30 protein-coding genes are annotated in these 24506 nt (G+C 61.0%); 8 read left to right on the forward strand and 22 right to left on the reverse strand.

What is annotated here, in order from left to right; translation table 11 throughout:
- Positions 1 to 5: 5 nt before the first annotated feature.
- A complete protein-coding gene (locus tag NKJ88_RS06480; protein ID WP_196813604.1) occupies positions 6 to 3275 on the forward strand; it encodes a glycosyltransferase in 3270 nt (1089 codons plus the stop codon).
- Between the two features lie 2 nt (positions 3276 to 3277).
- Positions 3278 to 4060: a hypothetical protein gene (locus NKJ88_RS06485; RefSeq protein WP_352443807.1), complete on the forward strand. Its 783-nt coding sequence runs from the start codon at positions 3278 to 3280 to the stop codon at positions 4058 to 4060.
- Positions 4061 to 4095: 35 nt separating this feature from the next.
- Here NKJ88_RS06485 and NKJ88_RS06490 read toward each other — a convergent pair whose 3' ends face one another.
- The 3 genes from NKJ88_RS06490 to NKJ88_RS06500 all read right to left on the reverse strand — a co-directional run bounded on the left by NKJ88_RS06490 (position 4096) and on the right by NKJ88_RS06500 (position 6886).
- Positions 4096 to 4881, reverse strand: a complete 786-nt coding sequence (locus NKJ88_RS06490) for a GGDEF domain-containing protein (RefSeq protein ID WP_023824123.1) — start codon at positions 4879 to 4881, stop codon at positions 4096 to 4098.
- A gap of 397 nt (positions 4882 to 5278) precedes the next feature.
- A complete protein-coding gene (locus NKJ88_RS06495; RefSeq protein WP_023824124.1) occupies positions 5279 to 5929 on the reverse strand; it encodes a hypothetical protein in 651 nt (216 codons plus the stop codon).
- 444 nt (positions 5930 to 6373) lie between these two features.
- Positions 6374 to 6886, reverse strand: a complete 513-nt coding sequence (locus NKJ88_RS06500; protein WP_023673440.1) for a DinB family protein — start codon at positions 6884 to 6886, stop codon at positions 6374 to 6376.
- Between the two features lie 276 nt (positions 6887 to 7162).
- On the opposite strand from NKJ88_RS06500, the gene bluB reads away from it, so the two are divergent.
- Positions 7163 to 7798 (forward strand): 5,6-dimethylbenzimidazole synthase, encoded by a 636-nt coding sequence (gene bluB, locus NKJ88_RS06505; protein ID WP_023824126.1) that lies wholly within the window; start codon positions 7163 to 7165, stop codon positions 7796 to 7798.
- A 12-nt stretch (positions 7799 to 7810) separates the two neighbouring features.
- On the opposite strand, the gene NKJ88_RS06510 is transcribed toward bluB, so the two are convergent.
- Complete coding sequence (locus NKJ88_RS06510) at positions 7811 to 8035, reverse strand: hypothetical protein (RefSeq protein ID WP_023824127.1); 225 nt, start codon at positions 8033 to 8035, stop codon at positions 7811 to 7813.
- Positions 8036 to 8271: 236 nt separating this feature from the next.
- On the opposite strand from NKJ88_RS06510, the gene ndk reads away from it, so the two are divergent.
- Positions 8272 to 8694: a nucleoside-diphosphate kinase gene (gene ndk, locus NKJ88_RS06515; protein ID WP_023701900.1), complete on the forward strand. Its 423-nt coding sequence runs from the start codon at positions 8272 to 8274 to the stop codon at positions 8692 to 8694.
- An 85-nt stretch (positions 8695 to 8779) separates the two neighbouring features.
- Here ndk and NKJ88_RS06520 read toward each other — a convergent pair whose 3' ends face one another.
- Positions 8780 to 9235 carry a MarR family winged helix-turn-helix transcriptional regulator gene (locus NKJ88_RS06520; protein WP_023711913.1) on the reverse strand — a complete coding sequence of 152 codons (456 nt, stop codon included), beginning with the start codon at positions 9233 to 9235 and terminating at the stop codon, positions 8780 to 8782.
- Between the two features lie 64 nt (positions 9236 to 9299).
- Between NKJ88_RS06520 and NKJ88_RS06525 the strand changes: the two genes are divergently transcribed.
- The gene (locus NKJ88_RS06525; RefSeq protein WP_023711914.1) at positions 9300 to 9776 is read left to right on the forward strand and encodes a cupin domain-containing protein; all 477 of its coding nucleotides are present in this window, start codon (positions 9300 to 9302) and stop codon (positions 9774 to 9776) included.
- 3 nt (positions 9777 to 9779) lie between these two features.
- Here the strand turns inward: NKJ88_RS06525 and NKJ88_RS06530 are convergent, their stop codons facing one another.
- The 6 genes from NKJ88_RS06530 to NKJ88_RS06555 all read right to left on the reverse strand — a co-directional run bounded on the left by NKJ88_RS06530 (position 9780) and on the right by NKJ88_RS06555 (position 14955).
- Entirely contained in the window at positions 9780 to 10547 is a 768-nt protein-coding gene (locus NKJ88_RS06530; RefSeq protein WP_023824128.1) for a YbaY family lipoprotein, read from the reverse strand.
- Positions 10548 to 10617: 70 nt separating this feature from the next.
- The gene (locus NKJ88_RS06535; RefSeq protein WP_023689088.1) at positions 10618 to 11091 is read right to left on the reverse strand and encodes a molybdenum cofactor biosynthesis protein MoaE; all 474 of its coding nucleotides are present in this window, start codon (positions 11089 to 11091) and stop codon (positions 10618 to 10620) included.
- Positions 11092 to 11095: 4 nt separating this feature from the next.
- On the reverse strand, positions 11096 to 11350 hold the full coding sequence (moaD, locus tag NKJ88_RS06540; protein WP_031193534.1) for a molybdopterin converting factor subunit 1: 255 nt from the start codon (positions 11348 to 11350) through the stop codon (positions 11096 to 11098).
- A 1-nt stretch (position 11351) separates the two neighbouring features.
- Entirely contained in the window at positions 11352 to 11948 is a 597-nt protein-coding gene (gene pgsA / locus NKJ88_RS06545) for a CDP-diacylglycerol--glycerol-3-phosphate 3-phosphatidyltransferase (protein ID WP_023673449.1), read from the reverse strand.
- Between the two features lie 170 nt (positions 11949 to 12118).
- Positions 12119 to 14194 carry an excinuclease ABC subunit UvrC gene (uvrC, locus tag NKJ88_RS06550; protein ID WP_352443808.1) on the reverse strand — a complete coding sequence of 692 codons (2076 nt, stop codon included), beginning with the start codon at positions 14192 to 14194 and terminating at the stop codon, positions 12119 to 12121.
- Positions 14191 to 14955 (reverse strand): SDR family oxidoreductase, encoded by a 765-nt coding sequence (locus NKJ88_RS06555; protein WP_023824131.1) that lies wholly within the window; start codon positions 14953 to 14955, stop codon positions 14191 to 14193. The genes uvrC and NKJ88_RS06555 overlap by 4 nt, the downstream gene beginning before the upstream one ends.
- A gap of 411 nt (positions 14956 to 15366) precedes the next feature.
- Here NKJ88_RS06555 and NKJ88_RS06560 point away from each other — a divergent pair, with 411 nt between their 5' ends.
- On the forward strand, positions 15367 to 16017 hold the full coding sequence (locus tag NKJ88_RS06560; RefSeq protein WP_023673452.1) for an outer membrane protein: 651 nt from the start codon (positions 15367 to 15369) through the stop codon (positions 16015 to 16017).
- A gap of 63 nt (positions 16018 to 16080) precedes the next feature.
- Here NKJ88_RS06560 and NKJ88_RS06565 read toward each other — a convergent pair whose 3' ends face one another.
- From NKJ88_RS06565 to NKJ88_RS06580, 4 genes are all read right to left on the reverse strand, one after another.
- Positions 16081 to 16677, reverse strand: coding sequence for a glutathione S-transferase family protein (locus tag NKJ88_RS06565; RefSeq protein WP_023689091.1), 597 nt, complete (start codon positions 16675 to 16677; stop codon positions 16081 to 16083).
- 340 nt (positions 16678 to 17017) lie between these two features.
- Positions 17018 to 17407, reverse strand: a complete 390-nt coding sequence (locus NKJ88_RS06570; RefSeq protein ID WP_023673454.1) for a hypothetical protein — start codon at positions 17405 to 17407, stop codon at positions 17018 to 17020.
- 331 nt (positions 17408 to 17738) lie between these two features.
- Positions 17739 to 18281, reverse strand: coding sequence for a DinB family protein (locus tag NKJ88_RS06575; RefSeq protein ID WP_348528140.1), 543 nt, complete (start codon positions 18279 to 18281; stop codon positions 17739 to 17741).
- Positions 18282 to 18515, reverse strand: a complete 234-nt coding sequence (locus NKJ88_RS06580) for a hypothetical protein (RefSeq protein ID WP_348528141.1) — start codon at positions 18513 to 18515, stop codon at positions 18282 to 18284.
- Between the two features lie 62 nt (positions 18516 to 18577).
- Between NKJ88_RS06580 and NKJ88_RS06585 the strand changes: the two genes are divergently transcribed.
- A complete protein-coding gene (locus NKJ88_RS06585; RefSeq protein ID WP_031193538.1) occupies positions 18578 to 19201 on the forward strand; it encodes a TetR family transcriptional regulator in 624 nt (207 codons plus the stop codon).
- A gap of 96 nt (positions 19202 to 19297) precedes the next feature.
- Here the strand turns inward: NKJ88_RS06585 and NKJ88_RS06590 are convergent, their stop codons facing one another.
- The 5 genes from NKJ88_RS06590 to NKJ88_RS06610 all read right to left on the reverse strand — a co-directional run bounded on the left by NKJ88_RS06590 (position 19298) and on the right by NKJ88_RS06610 (position 22508).
- Positions 19298 to 19744 (reverse strand): hypothetical protein, encoded by a 447-nt coding sequence (locus tag NKJ88_RS06590; RefSeq protein ID WP_023711921.1) that lies wholly within the window; start codon positions 19742 to 19744, stop codon positions 19298 to 19300.
- 155 nt (positions 19745 to 19899) lie between these two features.
- Positions 19900 to 20298 carry a VOC family protein gene (locus NKJ88_RS06595; protein ID WP_352443809.1) on the reverse strand — a complete coding sequence of 133 codons (399 nt, stop codon included), beginning with the start codon at positions 20296 to 20298 and terminating at the stop codon, positions 19900 to 19902.
- Between the two features lie 109 nt (positions 20299 to 20407).
- Complete coding sequence (locus NKJ88_RS06600; protein ID WP_023731122.1) at positions 20408 to 20845, reverse strand: MarR family winged helix-turn-helix transcriptional regulator; 438 nt, start codon at positions 20843 to 20845, stop codon at positions 20408 to 20410.
- A 192-nt stretch (positions 20846 to 21037) separates the two neighbouring features.
- Entirely contained in the window at positions 21038 to 21886 is an 849-nt protein-coding gene (locus NKJ88_RS06605) for a 23S rRNA (adenine(2030)-N(6))-methyltransferase RlmJ (protein WP_023731123.1), read from the reverse strand.
- Between the two features lie 7 nt (positions 21887 to 21893).
- Positions 21894 to 22508 carry a hypothetical protein gene (locus NKJ88_RS06610; protein ID WP_023731124.1) on the reverse strand — a complete coding sequence of 205 codons (615 nt, stop codon included), beginning with the start codon at positions 22506 to 22508 and terminating at the stop codon, positions 21894 to 21896.
- A gap of 182 nt (positions 22509 to 22690) precedes the next feature.
- On the opposite strand from NKJ88_RS06610, the gene NKJ88_RS06615 reads away from it, so the two are divergent.
- Positions 22691 to 23848: an ATP-grasp domain-containing protein gene (locus tag NKJ88_RS06615; protein ID WP_352443810.1), complete on the forward strand. Its 1158-nt coding sequence runs from the start codon at positions 22691 to 22693 to the stop codon at positions 23846 to 23848.
- A 58-nt stretch (positions 23849 to 23906) separates the two neighbouring features.
- Here NKJ88_RS06615 and NKJ88_RS06620 read toward each other — a convergent pair whose 3' ends face one another.
- Positions 23907 to 24200: an addiction module antidote protein gene (locus tag NKJ88_RS06620; protein WP_023672747.1), complete on the reverse strand. Its 294-nt coding sequence runs from the start codon at positions 24198 to 24200 to the stop codon at positions 23907 to 23909.
- A 1-nt stretch (position 24201) separates the two neighbouring features.
- Positions 24202 to 24489: a type II toxin-antitoxin system RelE/ParE family toxin gene (locus NKJ88_RS06625; protein WP_023727340.1), complete on the reverse strand. Its 288-nt coding sequence runs from the start codon at positions 24487 to 24489 to the stop codon at positions 24202 to 24204.
- Positions 24490 to 24506: the final 17 nt, after the last annotated feature.

A 24506-nucleotide genomic window follows, 5' to 3' on the forward strand; every position in this document is an offset into this window, starting at 1 on the left:
CCACCATGAGCGACAGCGGAACGACGGAAACCTTCAACTTCCAGATTCCGGCAACTGGATCGCTGAATGTGCGCGCCAAAGCGAAGCCGATTGCAAAGCGTACCTGCATTATGGTGCTCGGCATGCACAGTTCGGGTACCAGTGCTGTGGCCAGGGCAATCAGCCTGCTCGGTGCCGAACTTCCAAGGAACATATTGCCCCCCGCCGCAGACAACAGGAAAGGCTTTTGGGAATCTGTGCCGTTGGTTACACTGCATGAGCGACTGCTTAAGGAAGCTGGGAGCCGGTGGGACGATTGGCGCGATTTCGAAATCGCAAGTCTCCCAAGATCGCGCATCCGACACTACAAGGTCGAAATCGCACGCCTCCTCGTTGAGGAGTTTGGTGAGCCCGAACTCTTCGTCCTCAAAGAGCCGCGAATATCTCGGTTCGCACCGCTTTATGCAGAGGTATTGAAGGCCATGGGGGTTGACGTGCGTTACGTGCTCGTCAACCGCAACCCGTTTGAGGTCGCCGCCTCCCTGGAAAAACGCTATCAATTTACCCTGGGCTTCTGCTGTCTGCTCTGGCTACGTCACACCCTGGATGCTGAGCACGCGACTAGGGGCAAGCAACGTGTATTTGTGTCTTATCAGGACCTGACCTCCGAGTGGCGGCCAGCGCTTTCGAAAATAGTCGACGAGTTGGATCTCGCTTGGCCACTCACCCTTCGAGAGGCCGCTGACAACCTCAATCGATATGCTTCTACCGACCATCATACTGCCAGCGCTGCGGAGCTTGTCGACGACAACCGCATTTCCCTCTGGGTCAACGAGGCGTATGCGGCCCTCAATTCTCTAGCCATCGACAAGCGCGACAAATCCGCGAGCCATAGCCTTGATAGGATCAAGGCCGAATTGGACACCCTTTCGGCGATTTCCGGCGACACCTTTTTTTCCGAACTGGATGCTCGCCTGAAAGTCCAGCGTGAGAGTGGGGCGTTGCACAGGGAACAGCGCGAAGGTGTGACTCAAGCTTCGGTCGCAGACCAAGCGCAACGATCGAAATTGGAATTCCTGTTCAGTCAGGAGAGACTTCAGAGCCTTATCTCGGATCTAGTGGCTCTCAAAATGCACCACCGAGAACAAGCGGCAAGTCTCGAGACCGCGAATAAAATGACGTCAGAACTCTGCGAGGTCATCGGACAGATCCATGCCAGCCGCTCCTGGCGGGTAACTCGGCCTATGCGCGCTGTCGCGCGCATTTTGCGAGGTCAGGCAACGTTCTCGGGACTGTTTCGAAGAATGTTCCATCAGAGCCATGATTTGAAGGCACCCTCAAAGGCCGATGTACCAACGTCGGCAGTTTCGAAATTTCTTTTCTACTCGCGGGTTATCTCAACAGAGACAATCAGCCGCGTTCGAACTCCACATGACGCACTTGTCGTTCTCAGGCGTGCGCTCAAATCGCTAAAGACAGGCGGTGCTACCGCTCTGTTGTCGGATCTCCGTCGACTGGGAGCGCAAGGCACTGGGGATCAGAGCTATGCGTCGTGGATCTCAGCATACGATGCCTGCTCTAGTCGCGACATAACTGTTATAAAATCATTCGTGTCACATCTGCCTGAGAAGCCGCTGATCTCGATCGTTATGCCGGTATACGATACGCCTGAGCACTTCTTGCGGGAGGCAATTGAAAGTGTTTTGGCACAACACTATGAGCGCTGGGAACTATGCATAGCTGACGACGCCTCTACCCAGGAATCCGTTGCCGCGATCTTGGGCGAATACGCAGCCCGAGACCCTCGCATAAAAATCATCTTCCGGCCCCAGAACGGGCACATATCCCATGCTTCCAACTCGGCCATTTCGTTGTGTACGGGCGAATGGATTGCATTCCTCGACCATGATGACACACTTGCACCGCATGCTTTGGTATGTATTGCCAAAGCACTCGCTGACAACCCAGATGCCAAACTCTTGTATTCAGACGAAGACAAAATAGATGAGCAAGGGAACCGCTGCGATCCGTATTTCAAATCGGATTGGAACGTAGATTTATTCAGATCGCATAATCTGGTCACCCATCTAGCTGTATACCATACGCAAACTGTTCGGGATCTGGGAGGCTGTCGACCGGGGTTTGAAGGAGCACAAGATTATGATCTTGCTCTCAGATTCACGGAAGCCATAAGCCCCGAGCAAATCGTCCACATTCCTCATGTCCTCTACCATTGGCGGACTCACCAGGGCAGCACAGCAAAGACCTCCGATTCCAAGCCATATGCGATGCTTGCCGGTGAAAGGGCCCTCAACGAACATTTGAAACGAGTTGAGCCAAACGGTGTCGCGAAACTCGCGGGTTTCGGTTTCTTTACACGCTACCCAATTGCCGGCCCGCTGCCTTTGGTAAGTGTGATAATTCCGACGCGTAACGCGTCGCTACTCGTTCAAAATTGCATAGGGTCGATCAAGAACCTGACCGGCTACAGCAATTTCGAAATCATTCTGGTGGACAACGGTTCCACCGATCCGCAGGCGTTAGAATATTTCTCACAGCTTTCAAGAGACGGCATTGTTCGCGTAGTCCGGGACGATGGTCCGTTCAATTTCTCCCGGCTTAACAACAATGCCGTTAATGTTGCTTCGGGCGAAGTTATTGCTCTTGTGAACAACGACATAGAAGTGATCGCGCCAGATTGGTTGACCGAAATGGTTGAACACGCCCTCCGCCCGGGCATCGGCGCTGTTGGAGCGCGACTACTCTATCCCAACGGGACACTTCAGCATGGCGGTATAATCATGGGGCTTGGAGGGCTCGCCGCCCATGCTCATCAAGGATTCGATCGATGGTCCCCAGGATATGTCGGGCGTGCGGCGCTCAATCAGAATTTTGCGGCGGTGACAGGTGCGTGTCTGGTGGTCACCAAGGCGAATTACGAATCGGTCGGCGGCCTCAATGAGACCAATCTTGCCGTCGCTTACAACGATGTCGATTTTTGCCTTCGTCTTCGTGAGATCGGGTTGCGCAACATTTGGCTGCCCGGCGCGGAGCTATTCCATCACGAGTCGGCAACGCGTGGCTATGAAGACACCGCAGAAAAAAGAGAGCGTTTTGGACTGGAGAAGGCTTACATGGTAAAGCGTTGGTCATCGATAATTGCGAATGACCCTTACTATAGCCCGAACCTTACTGTGGACCGGACGGATTTCTCAATCGCCTTTCCACCCCGCGTGAGCAAGCCATGGGAAGTCTTGTCGCAACCGACAGGTATTAATGGGCAGAGAGGGAGATGAATATGCTGGTAAACGAACGATACTCCTCAGAACTCCCCTCTAAACAAGCTGCGATAGATGTTTTTTCAGGTCGCTGGACATCGGGGTTCCCGCGTGAATCCGGCCTGAAGAGCGGCGGTGTTGTTCCGCTGTTCGACGATCCCCGAATTGCCTATCTCGTTAACAAGCTCGGTGCATCGATTGTCGGGATCAACGCCGTGGAACTGGGTCCTCTTGAGGGAGGTCATAGCTATTCATTGATCCGTGCCGGGGTTGGGGAACTTACTGCCATCGAGGGGAATTCATTTTGTTATTTGAAGACGCTTATCACCAAGGAGGTTCTGAATCTGACGAACCTTCACGTCGAATATGGCGAGGTGGAAAAATGGCTGGATACCGAAAGCAGGAAGTTCGGACTTATTGTAGCCAGTGGGATACTTTACCATCTCGTTGATCCTCTGCGCGCTTTGGTCAATATGACGCGGAGGTCCGACAGCATCTTCTTATGGACGCATTTTTTCGACGAAGAGTATATGCCGGCGGGAGATCTTCGACGTGTTGCATTCTCTGGGCGGGTGACCGCAGCTCAATATATGGGATATACGGCGGAGTACTACTGGCGCTCATATCTGGGTGCTCAGACCACCGATCTCTTCAACGGTGGTATTCATGACACCTCCGTGTGGATGTCACGTAAGGGCATTCTTCACACTTTTGCCCGCGCGGGCTTCGACGTTGAGGAATCGTTTGTCGCGGCTGATCACGTCAACGGCCCGTCGGCTTGTTTCCTGGCCCAGCGGCGTTGACTGGTGGCACCAATTGATTGGCTGAAGTCGTCAGTTCAATGCAACGTCGGATCACCAGCCAGCAGGGCGCGCGGCCCTGTGGTCTCGAAACTGACCTGGTCGCGGCCGTTGGATTTGGCCTTGTAGAGGTGCCGGTCGGCCGTCAGGAACATGTCGGCATAGGTGGTGGGTCCGCTGAAGGCGACGCCGCCGATGCTCACCGAGAGCGGACAGGGCCGCCCATCCGGGGCAAACTCGACCTCGCGGATGCGCCGCCGGATCCCCTCGGCAACTAGCCAGGACTGCGACGGGTCGGCGCCAGGCAGGAAGATGGCGAACTCCTCGCCGCCGATGCGCCCGACAATGTCGGCGCCGCGCAGCTGGGCCTTGATCGTCTGCGCAATAAGCTTGAGCGCCTGATCGCCGCAATCGTGGCCCAATCGATCGTTGATGGTCTTGAAATGGTCGGCGTCGACGATCAACAGAGCGCCGGCATCGACGACGGTCTGGCTGCGCGCCTGTTCGAGATAGGCCTCGACCAGCATTGAAAACGCGCCGCGGTTGAACACCGCGGTCAGGCTGTCGGTCGCCGCGACAATGCTCAGATTCTTCTGGGCGATCGCCAGCTGGCGCATCTTGTACATCAGGAAAGAGAAGAACGATCCACCCAGCACGAGCGGCAGTAGCAGGTCAGTGAGCATTGCCCAGCGCAGCGCATCGGGCGACAGCGACGGAAAATTGTAGGAATCGACTAGGAAGGCCGCCGCGATACAGATCGCCGTGCCGACAACCGTGACTGCTATGACCCTGCCCCAGCTCGTGGGCGACAGATCGACCCGCATGCCATTTCTCCCACTGTGTTCGCCATTTTGCAGCGGGAACACAAATGAAACCCTAAAATCCTACCCGCAATTCGAATGTGGTTAACCAGAACAATTCCAGGAAAAGCGTGAGCGACTTTCCCGGGAAAAGTGCGTAGCGCTTTCCTTTCGGAATTGCCAAGACAAAGGGATAGCGCGTTTCATCGTTTCCGTTAAACGATAAAACGCTCCGGCAACCGAAAGGCGCAATCGATTGCCTTGATATTAATGGCGACAAAAAGCCCGCCACTTGCGCGGCGGGCTTTCCGACTGGCCGGAGGCTTCTCGTCAGCGCATGTCCCTCGGGAAGTCTGGGCCATGCGGTAGGAGAGTGCCGTAAAGCCTCACGGCTGGTTCGACACTCCCGGCGAAACCTGTCTCAGCGACGCGAGATCATAAGGCATAGCTGCCGCAGATCGCTGTCGTAGGTGCCCTCGCTGGCGAGCACATCGACGCAGCGCTTCTTCATACGTGTCAGTTGGCTGTTCGACATGCTGGCGACGACACCGGGTGTCCCAGGGGTGCCTGGTGTTCCAGGAGTTCCTGGAGTGCCGGGGGTACCGGGCGTACCGGGCGTTCCGCCAATGCCGACGCCGACGCCGACGTTGATGCCGCTGCCGACGTTGACGCCGACACCGGCCTTGATACCTCCGCTGCCGCCGACCGTGGCCCCAACACCGGCCTTGATGCCACCGGCTCCGCCGACCGTCGCGCCAGCGCCGGCCTTGATGCCGCTGCTACCGCCGACTGAGGCGCCGAGGCCCGCAGTAACGCCGCTATTGCCGCCGACCGTTGCGCCAGCACCCGCCTTGATACCGCCGCTGCCGCCAACCGAGGCGCCGGCACCGGCCTTGACCCCGCCGCTGCCGCCGATCGAAGCGCCAACACCTGCATTGATGCCGCCAGCACCGCCGATAGATGCGCCGACACCGACGCCAATTCCGCCGCCTGCATTCGCGGGAGCGGCAAAAATGACGATAATTGCACCCGCCGCCAGTGTTCTAGCGATTTTCCGAGTGATATTAACCATGACACTCTCCTTGTTGCCGTTCTGCTTTGTGCACTGCAACATGCCAGCAAATCAAACAGACATATGCTTATGCACTCACAGCTACGCACGAGTCTTCCTTATAGTTTCTTTATTTTTTTCAAGAATAAGGATTGTAGTTCTCAAGGTGTGCACTGGTCTGCAAAAAAAAAATATGTTTTTGCTTCAATATTTAAACTTTGTTTAATTCTCTAAACAGAAGTTCCACCGGAGTTGGAGCGGGTTGTGGCTGCGGCGGCCTGGAGCCGAAGGCCCACAAAAGGCGGGCCACCGACAGCCCAGCCACCTGGCCCCGTCACCGGGCAGAGTTGTGCCGACAGGGTCCTCACAACCCGGCTGGAATCAGAGCTGGCGTCGGGCATGGATGGTCGGCGCAAATGTACCGGTAACGCTCCCGTGCGTTCAAACGGAAGCGCGGTCAGGAGATCAGGCGTAGGCGCGGCCTTCGTCGGTGCGTTGGAAAAACGCCAGGTCGAGCTGCACCGAAGGCCGGCCGAGAATGGTCAGGATGGTATGCGCCTGGCCGCGGTGATGGGTCTGGTGGTTGAAGACGTGTCCCAGCGCCGGCGCCAGCCGCTGCGAGACGGTGCGCATGTCGGAAACGGTCATGTAGGAGAAGCGGCCGGACAAAGCCTTTTCGGTCAAACCGCCGACCCAGTCGACGATCCGCCTGTCCTCAGCCTCACGCGCCAGCTTTAGGCCAGGCAATGCGCGGTGCAGGATGGCGTCGAGCTTTGCCGGCGCGTCGCCCTCGCCGGTGAAGCGTTTCATCCAGATGCGGTCGGTGGCCAGCAGATGGTTGAGCGTGCCCATCATCGAGCCGAAAAATGCGCCGACATCGCGGTTGAACTCTTCTTCGTCAAGTGCGGCGACGGCATCGTAGATGCGGCCATTGGCCCATTGATTGTAGGCCGCGAACATCATGAAATGCTGTTTCATCTTTTTCCCGCCGACGAGTTCCGCTTCAGCCGCAGGCGCCTAATTAGACCGCGAGGACGCAGCCGCCAATGACCATTCTGTTCTATGAACTCGTCGGACACGACGCGACCCGTCCGCTCAACCGGCATTGCTGGAAGGAGGCGGCGGCAGCAGCTTAGGGAATAGGCAGTAGGCAATAGGGTCTGAGCGCTGTACTGCCTACTGCCTACTGCCTACTGCCTACTGCCTACTGCCTACTGCCTACTGCCTACTGCCTACACAAGTCTCCTGATCGCCATGCCACCACCCCCCGATTTCACCGATGATTTTCGCGCCGGGCTGGTCACGCTGCTGCGCTGGCGCCGGGATGTGCGGCGCTTCGAGCGGACGGCTTTGCCCGAGGGTACGCTGGAGCGGCTGCTGGAGCTTGCCAGCGTCGCGCCGTCCGTCGGTCTCAGCCAGCCGTGGCGCTTCGTGGTGGTCGAGAGCGCCGAGCGGCGGGGCGCGGTGAGAGACTGTTTCGAGCGCTGCAATGCCGAGGCGCTGGCATGCTTTTCGGGCGAGCGCGCCGCGCTCTATGCCCGGCTGAAGCTCGCCGGTCTCAATGAAGCGCCCTGCCAGTTCGCGGTTTTCGCCGACCGCACGACGCAACAGGGCCACGGGCTCGGCCGCATGACCATGCCGGCGACAATCGACTATTCGGCCGTCATGGCGGTGCACACGCTGTGGCTGGCGGCGCGGGCGGAAGGCATCGGCATGGGCTGGGTGTCGATCCTCGACGCCGCCGAGATGGCCGCAATCCTGGACACCCCGCCTGAGTGGACGCTGATCGGCTATTTCTGCCTCGGCTATCCCAGCGAGGAGCATGAGATGCCGACGCTGGAGCGCGAGGGCTGGGAGCGCCGGCGGCCGCCCGTTGTTATCAGGCGGTAGTGATACTGACAGTCACTTCGCGCCGTCTTTGCCGACCAGCTTGACGCAGATCGGGTCGCCCTTCGGCATCGGCGTGCATTGCCATTCGGGCCCGAAACCGAAATTCGTATCTGTGCGGCGACCCGAAAAGAGCAGCAGAACAAGGCCCACGGCAGCCAAGATGCCGATAATCCAAAGGCTCCCTTTTATGTCGCCCGGTCTGAGGTGGAGGTAGGGCCAGCGCGTCCCGTCAAACATGGTCCGACGTCTTTCCGTTCAGCTGATTTCCCTTCGAACTCATCCGTACCTGCGCAATCGCCATTTTTCCGCAAAGTCTTGCCTTTGACCAGGGCGTTGCGAACAGCCATGCGGGCGGTCGCGGCCGAATAACGCTGCCGGGGCCCTTCCTCTTGGCAATGGGCCGGGCGGCTTGTATAGAGCCCGCCACTCCACATTCCATTCTCAAGACTTTCATTCAAGACAAGGACGACCCCATGGCGCTCGAACGCACCTTTTCCATGATCAAGCCGGACGCGACCCGGCGCAATCTTACCGGCGCCATCACCAGGATGCTGGAAGAGGCCGGCCTGCGCGTCATTGCCTCGCGTCGCGTGTGGATGAGCCGCCGTGAGGCCGAAGGCTTTTACGCCGTCCACAAGGATCGTCCGTTCTTCGGCGAACTGGTGGAATTCATGTCGTCGGCGCCGACCATTGTGCAGGTGCTGGAAGGCGAAAACGCCATTGCCCGCAACCGCGAAGTGATGGGCGCCACCAATCCGGCCAACGCCGCCGAAGGCACCATCCGCAAGGTGCATGCGCTGTCGATCGGCGAGAATTCCGTGCACGGCTCCGACGCGCCGGAAACCGCCGCGCAGGAGATCAAGTACTGGTTCTCCGACACCGAGATCGTCGGCTGAGCCGACGCGAACCAATGTATGCAAGAGGCCGGCACTTCGCCGGCCTTTTTCTTTGGTCAGGTCCCGGCTTCGGCTTCATCCGCTTTCAACGGATGAGCGGCGTGTCCCAGAGGTCGCCGAGCAGCGTTTTCAGCTCCGTGAAACGCTTCTCGCCCAGTTCCTCGGCCCATTCCCGTTCGACGTCGAGCAGGATGTCGGCCATCTTCTGGTATGCGGCGCGCCCGCGGTCGGTGAAGTGGACAACGGTCCCGCCGCTCTCATCGGGTGCCGCCGAGCGAGTGATATAACCCATCGCTTCCAGCGTCTTCAGCAGTTGATTCATGGCCTGCTTGCTCATCGCGGCGCGCTCGGCGAGCGCGCTCGGCCGAAGGCCATCCGGGCCGGGATATTGGATCACCGCCATATGCGGCGGGCTGAGGTCCTCGAAACCCGACGCCCTGAGATCCCTGATCAGCTTGCGGTGAATGGCCATGGCCGGAACGCGCAGCAGTGCACCGATCAGCGGTGGCTTCTTTGGCGGTTCTTCCCTGGATAATGGCATTGACACTCGGGTAAATCGAGTTTACTCATTTCGGTAAATCGGATTTACCACATGGGAGGGTGAAATGCTAGACAGAGCTAGCCAGATCAGCGTCAATCCGGCCGACGAGACAATCAGCCATGGCGGCCTTGCCGTGCGCTTCCTGCTTACCGGCGACCAGTCGAACGGCAGCATCGCCGCCTTCGAACTGACGGTCGCCGGCTCGCAGCGCCTGCCCGCCCCGGCGCACAGCCACGATCACTATGAAGAGACGATGTACGGGATCGAAGGCGTGCTGATGCTGACCGTCGACGGACACCGGCACGATATCGGGCCGGGCCAGGCGCTGTGCATTCCGCGCGGCGCGGTCCATCGCTTCGACAACGACACCGCCGCGACCGCCAAGGTGCTGTGCGTGGTGACACCGGCGGCGATCGGCCCGGAATATTTTCGCGAGGCCTTCGCCATCTTCAGCACTGGCGGCCCGCCAGACCGCACCAGGCTGATGGACCTGATGCGCCGGTTCGGCCTGACGCCGGCGCCCCCGCCGCCGCAGTCTTGATTCTTAGCTCGCTGCGTTGAAGCGCAAGATATCGTGGCCGTCCTTGTCGGCGATGATCAGCTTGCCGCCATCGACACGGTATGACGCCGCCTTGGCGAGCGCCTCGAACAGCGCCTTTTCCTCGGCCATGATCTCCGGCGCGCAGGCCTTGTAGGTCGAGCCGATGTCGCTGATGACGATGGTCTCGCCATCGACCTTGGCGGTGGCGAAATAGGCGTTGCACGGGCCGCTGCCGCCCGCCTTGCCGGCTTCGCTGACCCGGAACGTCGCCTGCGGCTCCGAAATCACGCCGATACCGTCGATATATTCGACTAGCCAGCTCTGGCCGAACAGCGAGGCCGAGGTCGGCTTGTCGCTCGGCGCCACCGTTTTCAGCACAATGGCCTGCGGCGCGTCGCTGAGCGGATCGACCTGATAGCGCGAGTCCGTGACGAACAGCAGCTTGTCGTCGGCGGTGATGCGCGCCTGCAGCGCATAGGTCATGTTGGGCCGGATCACCGTTGAATCGAAGCTGATCTCGAACTTGATCGGCACCTGGCCGGCCGGCGCTACCTTGCGCTCGCCGACAATGGCGGCCGGCGCATCGGCCAGCGATACATCGGCAAGTTGAACCGACAGCACGGCGTTGGGCGGCAGCGCGATGCGCTCGCGATACATCACCTCGCCCTTCAGGGTTTTCTCGGCGGCGACGGAAGGCTCGGGAACGGCCAGAACGCCCATAACCAGCGGCACAAAACCGAAGACGAAGAATTCGGCGATCCTGTCCAGCATGCCCTTGCTCCCTTTTTGGCCGATGCGATTTGGCCAAGGGAATGCGGTCAATACATGGCTGCGCCGAGATTTATTCGGGCCGCGCCTTCCAGCGCGCCGCAGCCTGGTCGTCGGCGTCCTTGGCCTCGACCCAGCCGCCATCGGTGCCGTCCACGCGGTGCTCCTTCTTCCAGAAGGGTGCACGCGATTTCAGGAAATCCATCAGGAAATTGGCCGCTTCGAACGCCGCCTGCCGGTGCGAGGACGCCGCCACCACCAGCACGATGTTTTCGCCCGGTGCGATCTTGCCGTGGCGATGGATGACGGTCAGCCCTTGCAGCGGCCAGCGCTGAAGTGCCTCGCGGGCGATCCGGCTGATTTCGGCCTCGGCCATGCCTGGATAGTGCTCGAGTTCCAGCGCCGACAGCTGGCCCTGCTCGTCGCGGCAAAGTCCTGAGAAGGACACCACGGCGCCGATGTCGGCGCGACCCCCGGTCAGTTTCGCGATCTCGGCGGCAACGTCGAAATCGTCGCGCTGGATGCGCACCGTCGGCGCGCCGGACATGGTGTCAGCCCCCGGTCATCGGCGGAAACAGCGCGATCTCGCGCGCGCCGGCTATCTTCTCGCGATGCTCGACATGTTCCTGGTTGATGGCGACGCGGATCACATCAGGATATTGCAGCGCGTGCTCATATTCCTCGCCACGCGATTTTAGCCAGCGCAGGAGGTCGGCCACCGTCTCGATACCGGCGGGCAGTTCGACATCCTCTTCCGGCTTGCCGATCCGTTCGCGCACCCAGGCGAAATAAATGAGCCGGGTCATCTCACTCGTCCATGATGTGCTTGAGGCCGGCGCGGAAATAGTCGTAGCCGGTGTAGAGCGTGACGAGGGCTGCGATCCACAGCAGCACCAGTCCGGTCTGCGTGGTCAGCGGGAAGATCTTGTCGCCGGCAGGCCCGGCCAGCAGGAAGGCGATGGCGACCATCTGGATGGCGGTCTTCCATTTGGCGAGCTGCGTCACCGGCACCGAGACTTTCAATGCCGCCAAATATTCGCGCAGCCCCGAAACCAGGATTTCGCGGCACAGGATGATGATTGCCGCCCACAACGACCAGCCTGCGATGCCGGCATGGCGGTCGGTGTCGGCGGCGAGCAGCAGCAGGCAGGTGGCGACCAGCAGTTTATCGGCGATCGGATCCAGCATCTTGCCGATGTTGGACGTCTGCTGCCAGGCGCGCGCCAGATAGCCGTCGAGATAGTCGGTGATCGAAGCCAGCAGGAAGATGATCAACGCCGACCAGCGGGCGAAGTCGCTCGATTTCAGATGCCCCTCGAGAAAAAAGCACAGCACCACCAGCGGCACCGCGACGATGCGGGCATAGGTAAGCATGTTAGGCAGGTTGAACGCGCGCTTGGCCATATCTCAGGGACTCTTTCTGCCTGCGTACTCAAATCAGAACCGGATGTAGGGGGTCAACAGGCGAGATTCGATTGGCCAGACGAAAATAGCGCGCGATTGCCGGGATTCGAGTGGCCTGCGAGAAAAGAACGGCTGCTGCCATTTGATCGGGACAGCGGCGTCACCGGCGCTCAGCTCTCATGGAAATGATTGTAGACGAGCTTGGCGACCTGCTCTGAAATACCGTCGACCTTGACCAGATCCTCGACTGCCGCGCGGCTGACCGCCTTCGCAGTGCCGAAGGCCAGCAGCAGCGCGCGCTTGCGGCCGGGACCGATGCCGGCGATCTCGTCGAGCGGGCTCTTGACCAATTCCTTCTTGCGCCGCGCGCGGTGCGAACCGATGGCGAAGCGATGCACCTCGTCGCGCAGCCGCTGGACGAAATAGAGCACGGGATCGCGGACGGGCAGCGAAAACGAGTCCCTGCCTCTGACGAAGAAACGCTCGCGGCCGGCATCGCGGTCCTGGCCCTTGGCGATGCCGATGGCCGCCACGCGATCCTCGATGCCGAGGTCGGCGAGGATCTTGCGCACCGCGCTCATCTGGCCCTGGCCGCCATCGATCAGGATGACGTCGGGCCAGGCCGGGAAGCTGCCGGAGATGTCTTCTTCGATGTCGTCGCCTGCTCCACCGGCTGCCGCGTCGTCGGGAACGACCTCGCCATGTTCCTTCAGCAGCCGCGAAAAGCGCCGTTCCATCACCTCGCGCATCATGCCGAAATCGTCACCGGGCGTGATCTCGGTCGAGCGGATGTTGAATTTGCGGTACTGGTTCTTCACAAACCCTTCCGGCCCGGCGACGACCATGGCGCCAACGGCGTTGGTGCCCATAATATGCGAATTGTCATAGACCTCGATGCGCACCGGCGGCTTCGGCAGGCCGAAGGTCTCGGCAAAGCCGGCGAGCAGCCGGCCTTGCGTGGAGGTTTCGGCCAGGCGGCGGCCGAGCGCCTCGCGGGCATTCTGCAGCGCGTTGTCGGTCAAATCCTTCTTCTCGCCGCGCTGCGGCACCGAGATCGACACTTTACGGCCGGCGCGGGTGGACAGCGCTTCGGCCAACAGTTCCTGATCCTGGACGCCTCGCGACAGAAGGATGTTCCGTGGCGTCGGCTTGTCGTCATAGAACTGCGCCAGGAACGAGCCCAGCACTTCCGCCCCCTCCAGTGCCGGATCGGCCTTGGGGAAATAGGCGCGGTTGCCCCAGTTCTGGCCGGTGCGGAAGAAAAACACCTGGATACAGACCTGGCCGCCCTCCTGATGGATGGCAAAGACATCGGCCTCGTCGACCGTGGCCGGGTTGATGCCCTGATGGCTCTGCACATGGGACAGTGCAGCCAACCGGTCGCGATAAATGGCGGCGCGCTCGAAATCGAGCTCCTGAGAGGCCTGCTGCATGGCGGCAGAGATTTCGGTCTTCACCTTCTGGCTGCGGCCCGACAGAAAATCCTTCGCCTCGCTGACCAGCTCGGCATAGTCGCTATGCGAGATCTCCCCGGTACATGGACCGGCACAGCGCTTGATCTGGTAGAGCAGGCACGGCCGGGTGCGGTTTTCGTAAAAGGAGTTGGTGCAGCTCCTGAGCAGGAAGGCGCGCTGCAGCGAATTGATGGTGCGCCCGACCGCGCCGGCCGACGCAAAAGGTCCGAAATAGTCGCCCTTGCGCGAGCGCGCACCGCGATGCTTGTAGATGCCGGGCGAGACGTGATCGCCGGTCAACAGGATGTAAGGGAACGACTTGTCGTCCCGCATCAGCACATTGAAACGCGGCCGCAAACGCTTGATGAGATTGGCCTCGAGCAGCAGCGCTTCGATTTCGGTGCGGGTGACGACGAACTCCATCGTCGATGTCTCGCGCACCATGCGGCCGATGCGGGCGGTGTGGAACCGGCCTTGCGCGTAGTTGGTCACCCGCTTCTTCAGGCTGCGCGCCTTGCCGACATAAAGCACGTCGCCGGCGGCGTTCATCATGCGGTAGACGCCGGGCGCATTGGGCAGCCGCTTGACCAGTGTCTGGATGACCTCGGCGCCGACCATGCCGTCGGCGTCGCCGGCATGCGGCGCCCAGTCTATCGCGGTGAAGGCGACATCGGGCCCGGTGGCCTCGGGCTCGACGATCTCCTCGACCGCCTCATCCTCAAGGTCGATGTCGGGCGGCATATCGTCAGCGGCGCCGGCGCGCGTCTTGTGTTTCTGGTCTGCGGGACTCATTCCACCATGCCTGTCACATCCGGCGTCTGCCATGCAAGATGCTGGCCGCCGTCGAGCGCGATCATCTGGCCGGTCACCGAGCGCGCCTCCCAGAGATAGCGGATGGTGGCGCCGAATTCGGCCAATTGCGGGCCGCGCTTCAGAATCAGGCCATCGACCTGCTTTTGGAAATCATCATCGTCCTGGCGGGCATTCTTCAGCGCCGGACCGGGACCGATGGCGTTGACGCGGATGCGCGGACCGAGCGCCTGTGCCAGCATTTCGGTCTGCGTCCACAAGGCCGACTTCGACAGCGCATAGGAGAAATAGCGCGGCGTCGGTCGCCAGACGCGCTGGTCGATGATGTTGACGATCAGCCCCTCCTGCCCCAACGGCAAGGCGCGGGCGAAGTTTTGCGCCAACAGCGCCGGCGTCTTCACATGGATGGCGAAGTGAAGGTCCCATGCCGCCCAGTCGAAGTCCTCGACGCTATCGTCGACGAACAGCGACGCATTGTTGACCAGAAGCGTGACCGGGCCGAGCGCTGCCTCGGCGCGGCCGACGAGATCGCCAACCGCATCCATGTTGGTCAGATCGGCGGCTACCACGCCGGCGCGGCCGCCTCCGTCCCTGATGCGCGCAGCCAGCGCGTCGGCCTCGGCGGTCGAGCGGTTGGCATGGATGGCGACGGCAAAACCGTGCGCGGCCAGATCCTCGACGATCGCCTTGCCGATCCGCTTCGCCCCGCCCGTCACCAGCGCCGTTCCGGCGGCTTCGATCATCTGTCAATCCTCAATCTGCGCCTCAATTCGGCTAGCGGCACATTGTGACGCGTCCAGGGGTTAAATGCCGTTTCCACCTGGGGCAGGAATGTGGCGAAACGGCTTTTTCGCCGCCGGCACCGCCCCGGATTCGGGTCGGCAGGACCGCAATATAGGACGCTGAACCCGTTGCACCAAGCCGAGTGCAGTGCAGCATCGCCTGCGTACTGACATTTCGCTGTTGCGAAGATGCAACGTCAAGCTTCGGCCTCATTCGTGCCGGGGAATGACCCATTTTCAGGTTCGCTGCCGCCGCATTTTGACACGACATTCGGAACCGTTGAGTGCCAGATCCGTTTCACCCCCCGGACGGGTTGATGGCGCTCAGGACAAACAAGCCTACGTGTCTTGTGGCTTAAGGAGTAAACAACAATGCAAACCAATCTCAAATTCGCGCCGCTCGCGGTTGCGCTCGGGCTCTTCGCCCTCAGCGGTACCGCTTTTGCTGCCGATGTCGTCTCGGAAGAGCCCCCGGCGCCAGCCCCGATCGCCGAGCTCCCCGTCGCTTCCTGGGCCGGCCCGTATGCCGGTCTCAGCGCCGGCTACGGCTTCAGCGGTCATGCCAAAGTCCAGGACGGCGGCCCCGACATCAAGACCAAGGGCTTTGTCGGCGGCGTTTTCGGCGGCTACCAGTGGCAGCAGGAAAACTTCGTGTACGGTGCTGAAGCCGATCTCGGCTACAATGGCGTCAAGGGTGACAGCGGCGGCGTCAATTCCAAGGGCGGCTTCGAAGGCTCGCTGCGCGCCCGTCTGGGTTACGCCGTGACCCCGGAAATCCTGCTCTACGGCACCGGCGGCGGCGCCCTGAAGAACCAGAAGGTCTCGGTCCCCGGCGACAGCGACAGCAACACCATGCTCGGCTGGACGGCCGGCGTCGGCACCGACATCAAGATCACCGACAATGTGTTCGGCCGTGTCGAGTACCGCTATACCGACTTCGGTTCCAAGAGCTTCGACAGTGTCGGCACCAAGGTCAAAGAGAGCGACAACCGCGTCACCTTCGGCGTCGGTATGAAGTTCTAACTGTCGTTCAAGCCACGACACAAGAAAGCCGGGCCTCGCGCCCGGCTTTTTTTGTTTCGCCCGTCAGGCCGGCACAGCCACCTTCAGCCCCGGAAACTTCTCATCGAAACGCGCTGCCCAGCGGGTCAGGCGGCCGCGGCCCTTTTCCCATTTGCCGGCGAAGCGCAGAGAGAGGTAGCCGAGGCAGGCACGCAACGCCAGTTGGCCAAGCGTGATCTTCTTCGGCAGCTTCGGCGGATTGGCGTTGAGGAAATCGAGTGCGGCGGTGATCTTGGTCCACTGGCGATCGAGCCAGGGTTGATAGACCATCTCCTCCGGACGCGTGCGCCGCTCATAGACCATCGACAGCGCGCAGTCGCATATGCCGTCGGCCAGCGCCTCCAGCACTTCGGCCTCGAGGCGCTTGTCGGCATTGCGCGGCAACAACAGGCTCTTCGAAGCGCGGTTGAGATGCTGGGTGATCGCGCGGCTGTCGTGGATCGAGCGGCCGTCGTCGAGCACCAGCACCGGAATCTTGCCGAGAGGATTGGCTGACATCAGTTCAGCAGGCTTGTCCTCGGTCTTGACCGGCACCAGCTCGACGGCAATGCCGGCATGGAGTGCTGCCATGCGCACCTTGGAACTGTAGGGGGATGAGGACGCGTAGAGCAGCTTCGGCATGATCGGTTCCCTGTTTTCGGACGGCCAGTGCATGTCGCTCAAAAATGCGATTCCGGTCTTGAGAACGACGCGCGTAAAACAAAGGTCTAGAGCGTGTCGCCTGAACCCCATCGAATGCGACCGCCTTAGTGTTGGCCGATCTTCCCTGAGGGAGCAACTGCCAGAAGGGCAAAACCAGGCGGCCAATCCGCCGACAATGAAATCGCCATGCATGTCTCACAGAAGTGGCGCCAATTTCGAGAGAACGACATGCATCAAAACAAGACCTAAATCACAACAAAAAAGCTCCCGGGAATCTGCCAGTCGGCAAAGTTCCCGGGAGCTTTGAGATGGACCGCTGTTACTTCTTCTTGGCGGCTGGCTTTTTGGCCGGTGCAGCCTTCTTCACAGCGGCCGTCGACTTGGCGGCGGCGGCCTTCATCGGAGCCTTGGCGGCGGGTTTTGCCGCTGCCTTGGCTGCCGGCTTCTTGGCGGCGGGCTTGGCTGCTGCCTTCGCAGCAGGCTTCGCCACAGCCTTGGCGGCCGGCTTCTTGGCGGCGGGTTTCGCTGCTGCCTTGGCGGCGGGTTTTGCTACTGCCTTAGCTGCCGGCTTTGCCGCTGCCTTGGCAGCCGGCTTTGCCGCTGCCTTCGGTGCTGCCTTCTTTACTGCTGCAGGTTTCGCGGCAGCTTTCGGTGCCGCTTTCTTTGCCGGCGCTTTCGCCGCCGGCGCCTTCGTCGTGGTCTTTGCCATGCGATGCCCCTTGCGTTTGTGCCGATGGCCGTGAGTGACCCGGCGAGCTAATGCATATCTGACTCGTGCGTATCTAGCCAGCGAAGCATTACATAGAATTTCGCAAATTAAGTTTCGGTTACGCTGAGAGCATTATCGCAATGATCGGCACAGAAATCGGCAAAGAATCTTCCCGCTTCGCAGCGAACTGTTGCGAGAGAAATCTCTGATATCGAGACTCACACGATCTTCTCGTCAAGCTCACATTCTCTTGCAACGCCGTCGATCTCACGCGGTCATCGGCGACCTATCGGATGGCAACAATCATCGCACCGCAGAGGCTGATCTTGCTTCATCCCAGCGGTCGCAGGAACAGCACTAAATTGAACGCGAGCTTTTTACTCGTATATTGCGAGTGGGTGGACGGAATCCAGGAAAGACAGCACTTGAAGGGACAGCCTGTTGTGTCGGACGTCTCCCCGACGAGAAGGGAGATCGCCAGCTTCGGCGCAAGAGATGCCAAACGGAAATGGGAAACGAAAGATCGGGAAATCCTCCTCCCGGGAAGCCGCGATCCCTTGGAAGCCAAGGGGTGCAGGCCCCTAAGCGCCAACCCGCTCGCGCACCTGCAGCCGGCGCAAGGCTCGGCGTGGTGGAGGTGGACGGCAAACGTATCCCACGGCGGCGCAATGCCGATCCGCATCAGGATCCGCCCGATCTCGCCGCGGTGATAGCCGCCATGCGTGACGATATGTGTCAGCATTTCCTGGCGTGACATCATCGCCCTGTCGCCGTCGGTGAAGGTGAAAGGCACAGGCTCTGACATGAGCTTTGGCGAGACGGCTTCGATATAGTCGAGATACCAACGATCCATCGCAGCGACATCAGCGCTCAATTAATCGAGTGCCGGTGTGTCCTCGGTGTTGTCGGACGCATAGCCATGACGCGTGCCGGAAAGATGCGCGGCGAATATCTTCGATACGACGAGGTTGTGGTTGATGAGACGGGTCGCTGTGTGACGCTGATCGACATGCTCCTGCTGGTCGAGGCCCGCAAGCTTCTCCAGCAATTCACCATTCGCCCAGGTTTGATAAACGTAGAGGCTGCGGAGCAAATCCAGCGCGTCCATGGTCTGTATCCTTTCCAAAAAATGTGAGTATGTTATCTATATTCTTGGCTGCTGGAGCAGACATGTCTACTCGCATTGCAAAGCCGCGCTCACGCATGCGCAAGCAGCCGCGCCAGGCGCGTTCGAGAGCGACGGTCGAGGCGCTCATCGAAGCCGGTGCTCATGTTCTGAGCGCGCTCGGCTGGGCCGGCTTCACCACCAACAAGGTGGCCGATGCGGCCGGCGTCAGCATCGGCTCGCTCTATCAATATTTTCCCGACAAGCTGTCGCTGGTCGAAGCAATTCGCCGGCGACATTTCGATCAGGTGCTGTCGGTGATCGCCGAATCAGCAGAAGGCGACAAGCCGCTCAAGCGATTCGCGCAGGAGCTGGTGCGCGGCATGATCGATGCGCACAGCATCCATCCGACGCTGCATCAGGTGCTGCTCGACGAGGCGCCGGGCGATCGCGGCTCACGCGCCGCCCATGCCTCGTTCCAATCGCGCTATCTCGATCACTACACGGCGGCGGTGGCGCAATATCGCAGGCGCAGAAAGGACAATGAGACCGTGGCCCGGGTGCTGTCCTCAGCGGTCGAGGGCGTCATCCACAATGCCGCGCGGCGAGACATGCTCGACGCGCCGGAACTGCAGAAGCAGTTGGTCGAGCTGATCTGCGCTTACGTATCTGGTGGGAAGGCGATGTGAGGCAGCGGCAGCAGTTCGGAGATTGGCGAAACCGGAGCGACATCAGATCTCCCCCTTGCAGGAGATGGCAGGTGCAACGGCGGTTCTTATCCGACCTTAGCGCAGGACGCGGCAGCGGCCGTTGTAGACCATCCAGCGGTCGAAGCCCGAGACGCAGAATTCGACATTGTCGCCGATCGAGGCAAAACCCTGGCCTTCCTCGATCAAGTACCAGATGGTGCGGGCGCGGCCGTCGGAAAGGCTGACGGTGGCGCCGCAATAGCGGCGGCCGATCGGCCATTCTTCGCTGGCCGGGAGATAGCGATGCTGGTGGATGCGTTGGAAATCGGTGATCGAAACATCCGGCAGATGCGGCACGTGATGCACCTGGTAGGAGAAGCGGCTGGAGATTTTGCTTAGCACCCAGGCCTCGCCGCAAACGCCGCTGTCCTCGTCGGAATAGACGGAAAGATCGGCGGCCTGCGCTGGCTGGCCAAAGGGTGCGGCCAGCGGCGTGCAAAGCGAAATCAGGGCAGCAACAGCGGATTTGGCAAAGCGAGTCATGGCAGCCTCTCAAAGGTCGACTGCGCCCACTTTGCGGATTCGGCGGCGCGCGGTCAAGCGGTCGCCCTGACGATGGTTTCCCGCTCCGCAACCGGTTTTGCCGGTGCGAAGCTGCGAAACCACGTCCTGACCTTCGAAAAAGCTCGCCTTGCCCATTAGGAAAAGCGGCCTGCCCATGGCCGGCGGGCCGCCGAAACCCGGTTCAGCCTTGCCAGGCTGCGATTGTACATGAAGCCACAATCCTGTTGGGCGTTGATGTCGGCGGCGCCGCCATTTTTAGCCGCCGCCTCATTCATCGCATCGACCGCCGCGCGGCTGTCGCAGGACACGGCCAGCATGACCTCGCTCGAGGTGGCCGGTGGGATGGGGCGATCGGTGAACTGACGCCATTTGGCATGGGTGAGCAGCATGACGTTGATCGTTTCGCTCAGCACCATGCAGGCTGCGGTGTCGTCGGTGAAGTGCGGGTTGTTGTCGAAACCGAGAGCTTTGTAGAAGGCCATCGACGCAGCGAGGTCGGCGACGGGCAAGTTGACGAAGATCATACGGGGCATAGGGTCTCCTTGACAGTACACAGTTGAAACCGGACCGGCGTTGCGCCGGACCATCCTCCGATGCCTTCTCTCAACGCACCGGTTTTGCTTTGCCGCGCAGCCTCTCGGTCTACGCCTTCTGCATCGCTTCGACCTCTTCGATGAAGCCGAGCAAAAACTGCATCTCGGCCACCGTGTATTTCTCCAGCAATGCGGCGCCTGCCTCGAAGATCGGATGGTAGCAGCGCCGGACGAGTTCCTCGGTCTTCTTGCCCGCCGCTGCCATGACCTTGCGCCTGTCATCGGGATCCGGCTGGCGGCTGACGAAGCCGCGCTTTTCCAGCCGGTCAATCAACGTCGTGACCGCCGCCGGCGTGAGATTTGTCTCCCTCGCTACGACGTTTGCCGGCCGCGGGCCGTGACTGATCGCGCCGAGACAGCGGCGCCCGGCAGCGCTCAGCACATAGATTTCGGCGACGGTCCCATCGAACGTTTCGACGGCATCCTGCCAGCGCGACATCGCGAAGCCGATCGCGTTGACCAGTTCCTCTTCTGTCGATCTTGGCATTCGATTCGAAATCTAATAATTAGATGTCTATCTATCTGATTTTGGGATTAGCGTCAACGCCGAGCCGATTAGATGTGCATCTCCATGGTTTCGGTTCGTTGAACACAGCTGAGCATTCGCGGATGGCGCCACCGTCAAAACCTCTAGCGACTTTGTGTCTTTGCCGCGGGCGTCGCCCGCTGCGAAGCGTCGCTACTCCCCGGCCAGCCATTCCAGCGACCAGTGCGCCGGCTTTTCGACCGCCAGCAATCTGTGCAGGACCGGCAGCACGATGCGCAGTTCGCGCTCCAGCGTGAAGGGCGGGTTGACCACCACCATGCCGCTGCCGTCGAGGCTTGGTTCACGCGATGCCGGCCGGATCTCGAACTCGATGTCGAGCAACTTTGGGACGCCGGATTGCTTGAGCGCCTTGCGGAAGGCGATGATCGCTTTGCGATCCTTGATCGGATACCACAGCGCGTAGATGCCACCCGGCCAGCGCCTGTGCGCTTTCTGCATGCCGTCGACCAGGCGGTCGAATTCGCCGGCTTCCTCGAACGGCGGATCGATCAGCACCAGGCCGCGCTTTTCCTTTGGCGGCAGATGCGCGCCAAGCGCCAGCCAGCCGTCGAGTTCGATCACCCTTGTCTGGAAATCGCCGGCAAACAGCGTCTTCAGCCTGGCGACATCTGCGCCGTGCAGTTCGATCGCCGACAACCGGTCCTGCTTTCGCATGAGGTGCCTGGCGATCAATGGCGAGCCCGGATATTTCTTCACCCCGCCATCGGGATTGAGCGAACGCACCGCTTCAAGATAGGGGGCAAGCAGCGCAGCCGCCGATTTTTCGATCGGGGCGTCGATGAGGCGGCCGATGCCGCCTTGCCATTCGCCGGTCTTTTGCGCTTCCGCCGACGAAAGATCGTAGCGGCCAAGGCCGGCATGAGTGTCGACGACACGGAACGCCTTGTCCTTCTGCTTCAGATAGTCGAGCAGAAGGCTGAGCACGACATGCTTGACGACGTCGGCGAAATTGCCGGCGTGATAGGCGTGACGGTAGTTCATGCCGCGCTCATGTCGAGGAGCCTCTGCCCCAACGCGGCGGTGGCGGCTTCGAGTTCGGGTTCTCCGGCCGGCGACCGCCGAAAGCCAGAGTAAGCAGGAAGCCGATCAGGCCGACGGCGATCAGCCCATAGCCAACCGGCCGTGCGCGTTGATCGATCTCACCGGCGCCGGAGCGCAGTATCAGATCCACTGCGCGTATCGGGATATCGTCGGCGTCGCCCGGGCCGGCGGTGAAGAGATAGGCGCCGGGACTGACGGTTTCGATCACGCCGGCCTCGTCGCGAAAGATCTTGTCGGGCAGTTGCGGGCTGACCTGGCGCGGATTGTCGGCGTGGTTGAATTGCAGCGTCGAGGCAAGCACCGTGCGCCCGGCTGTGGCGGCAGTCAGCGTCAGCACGGTGCGCTGCTGCGAGACAATGCGCTCGGCCTTTGCCGTCAGGTCGACCAGCACTCTGACCGGCGCGTCGCCAGCTTTCAGCGTCACCGTCACAGGCCTAAACCGTCCCTGGTCGTAGACGCGCCATGTGCCGATCTCGTGGCCGGAGAAATTGCTCATGGCCCAGGGATACACGAAGCCAATGGCGGCGCCGGCAAGCAGTATCAGGACAAACAGAAAGCGCATTGAGGAGATCCGGGTGTTCGACAGATTGCCAATAACGCCCTGAAGGCCAAAAAGCGATGGCTGACGCAGCGGAGCCACCTTTGTGGAGTCCGTTGGCGGCACGCAAGCCATGTGGCACTTATGGCGAATGAAGCCTTCCGCAGAAGCATTGACTCGTCTTTTCCAACCGATGCCGGTGGCTCATGCCCAATAGCACCGTGCTGATCACCGGTGCCCGCGCGCCGGTGGCGCTGCACCTGGCGCGGCTGCTGCATGGCGCCGGTTGCCGGGTGATCCTGGCCGACAGCCCGGCCCGGCCGATCGCCGCAGCGAGCACGGCCTGCGCCGCCTACCATCGCCTGCCGCCGCCGCGCTTTGCCGCCGACGCCTATGCCAAGGCGGTGGAAGCGCTTGTCCGCGCGGAAGGCATCGAACTCGTTATCCCGACCTGCGAGGAAGTCTTTTATCTCGGTCGTCTCTGGCAGCACCGCGCCATGCCGGCCCGCCTCTTCGCACCCGAGATGGCGATGCTCGCCCGCGTTCACGACAAGCATGCCTTCATCCGGCTGGCGCAGAGCCTTGGGCTCGACGTGCCGGAAACGATACTGCTGCAAAGCGAGGCCGATCTCGACGGCGTTCGTGGCCAATCGCGCGAATTGGTGTTCAAACCTGTGTGGTCACGTTTTGCCCGTGACGTACTGCTGCGGCCATCGCCGGACGAACTCGACGCCGTCCGCCCCTCGCCCGCCGCTCCTTGGGTGGCGCAGCGCTACATCGCCGGTGAAGAGATCAGCGCCTATGCGGTGGCGGTCGAGGGTGAACTCAAAGCGCTGGCGCTCTACAGTTCGCTCTATCGCGCCGGCATGGGCGCCGGCATCTGTTTCGAGCCAGTCGGGGATGCGGCTGCCCGGCGCTTCGTCGAAACCTTCGTCGCCGGCGCCGGCTGGACCGGCCAGATCTCCTTCGACCTGATGCGCGAGAATAACGGCACGGTGCTGCCACTGGAGTGCAATCCGCGCGCCGTGAGCGGCCTGCACTTCTTTCGCGATCCGCGGCGCTTCGCCGACGCGGTCCTGGAGGATGGCGCCGAGGTGAAGCCCGACGTGACGGCGCCGCAGACGGTGAGGCTTGCGATGTGGATCTACGGGATGCCGGCGGCACTGCGCTCCGGTGGTCTCGGCAGCTTTCGCCAGGCGATGCACGATGCCGATGAGCTGCTCGACTGGCCGGGCGACCCCGCGCCGAAGCGGGCGCAGTGGCGCACGCTGGCCGAGATCGCCGGCACAGCACTGCGCCAGCGCATCAGCCTTCAGGCTGCGTCGACGCGCGATATCGAGTGGAATGGGCCGGAGCAGGACTAGTCGAGTTGAAGCGGAACTTCCCGTTTTCAGCTGAGTGCGTAAGTCCTGCTAAGGTTGCCTAAACGGGATTAACTGGCTTTGCGGACAATTGCAGGCCAAGCGCCTTGGTTACGCCCAGCAATGTACTGAGGCGCGGATCGCCCTTTTCGCTCAGCGCCTTGTAGAGTGCCTCTCGGGTCACGCCGGCGTCCTTCGCTATGCTTGTCATGCCGCGGGCGCGCGCGACAATGCCGAGGGCGTGCGCAATATAAGTCGCGTCCCCGGTCTCGAACGCATCAGCGAGCAGTTCGGCTTGAGACTCAGCATCATCAAGATATTCGGCGGCGTCGAATGGTGTGGTTCTGAGGGTCATATCAAACTTCCTTTGCCATTTTCCTGGCTTTTCCGATGTCCCTGTCCTGCGAGCCTTTGTCACCGCCGCAGAGCAGGATAATGACCGTGTTGCCGCGCCGGACGAAGTACACGCGGTATCCCGGACCGTAATCTACGCGCAATTCTCCTATGCCATCGAAGAACTTGGCGTCTCCCGCCAGCCCAGCCTGAACGCGGACAATCCGTTGGGTGATCTTCTTTACGGCGCGAATGTCCGTGAGCCCTCTGAGCCATTTTCGGAATTCGTCAGTGGATCGAACTTCGATCATCCGTGAACTATAATTTA

Source organism: Mesorhizobium sp. M0016 (assembly GCF_040324035.1).
Taxonomy (GTDB): Bacteria; Pseudomonadota; Alphaproteobacteria; order Rhizobiales; family Rhizobiaceae; genus Mesorhizobium.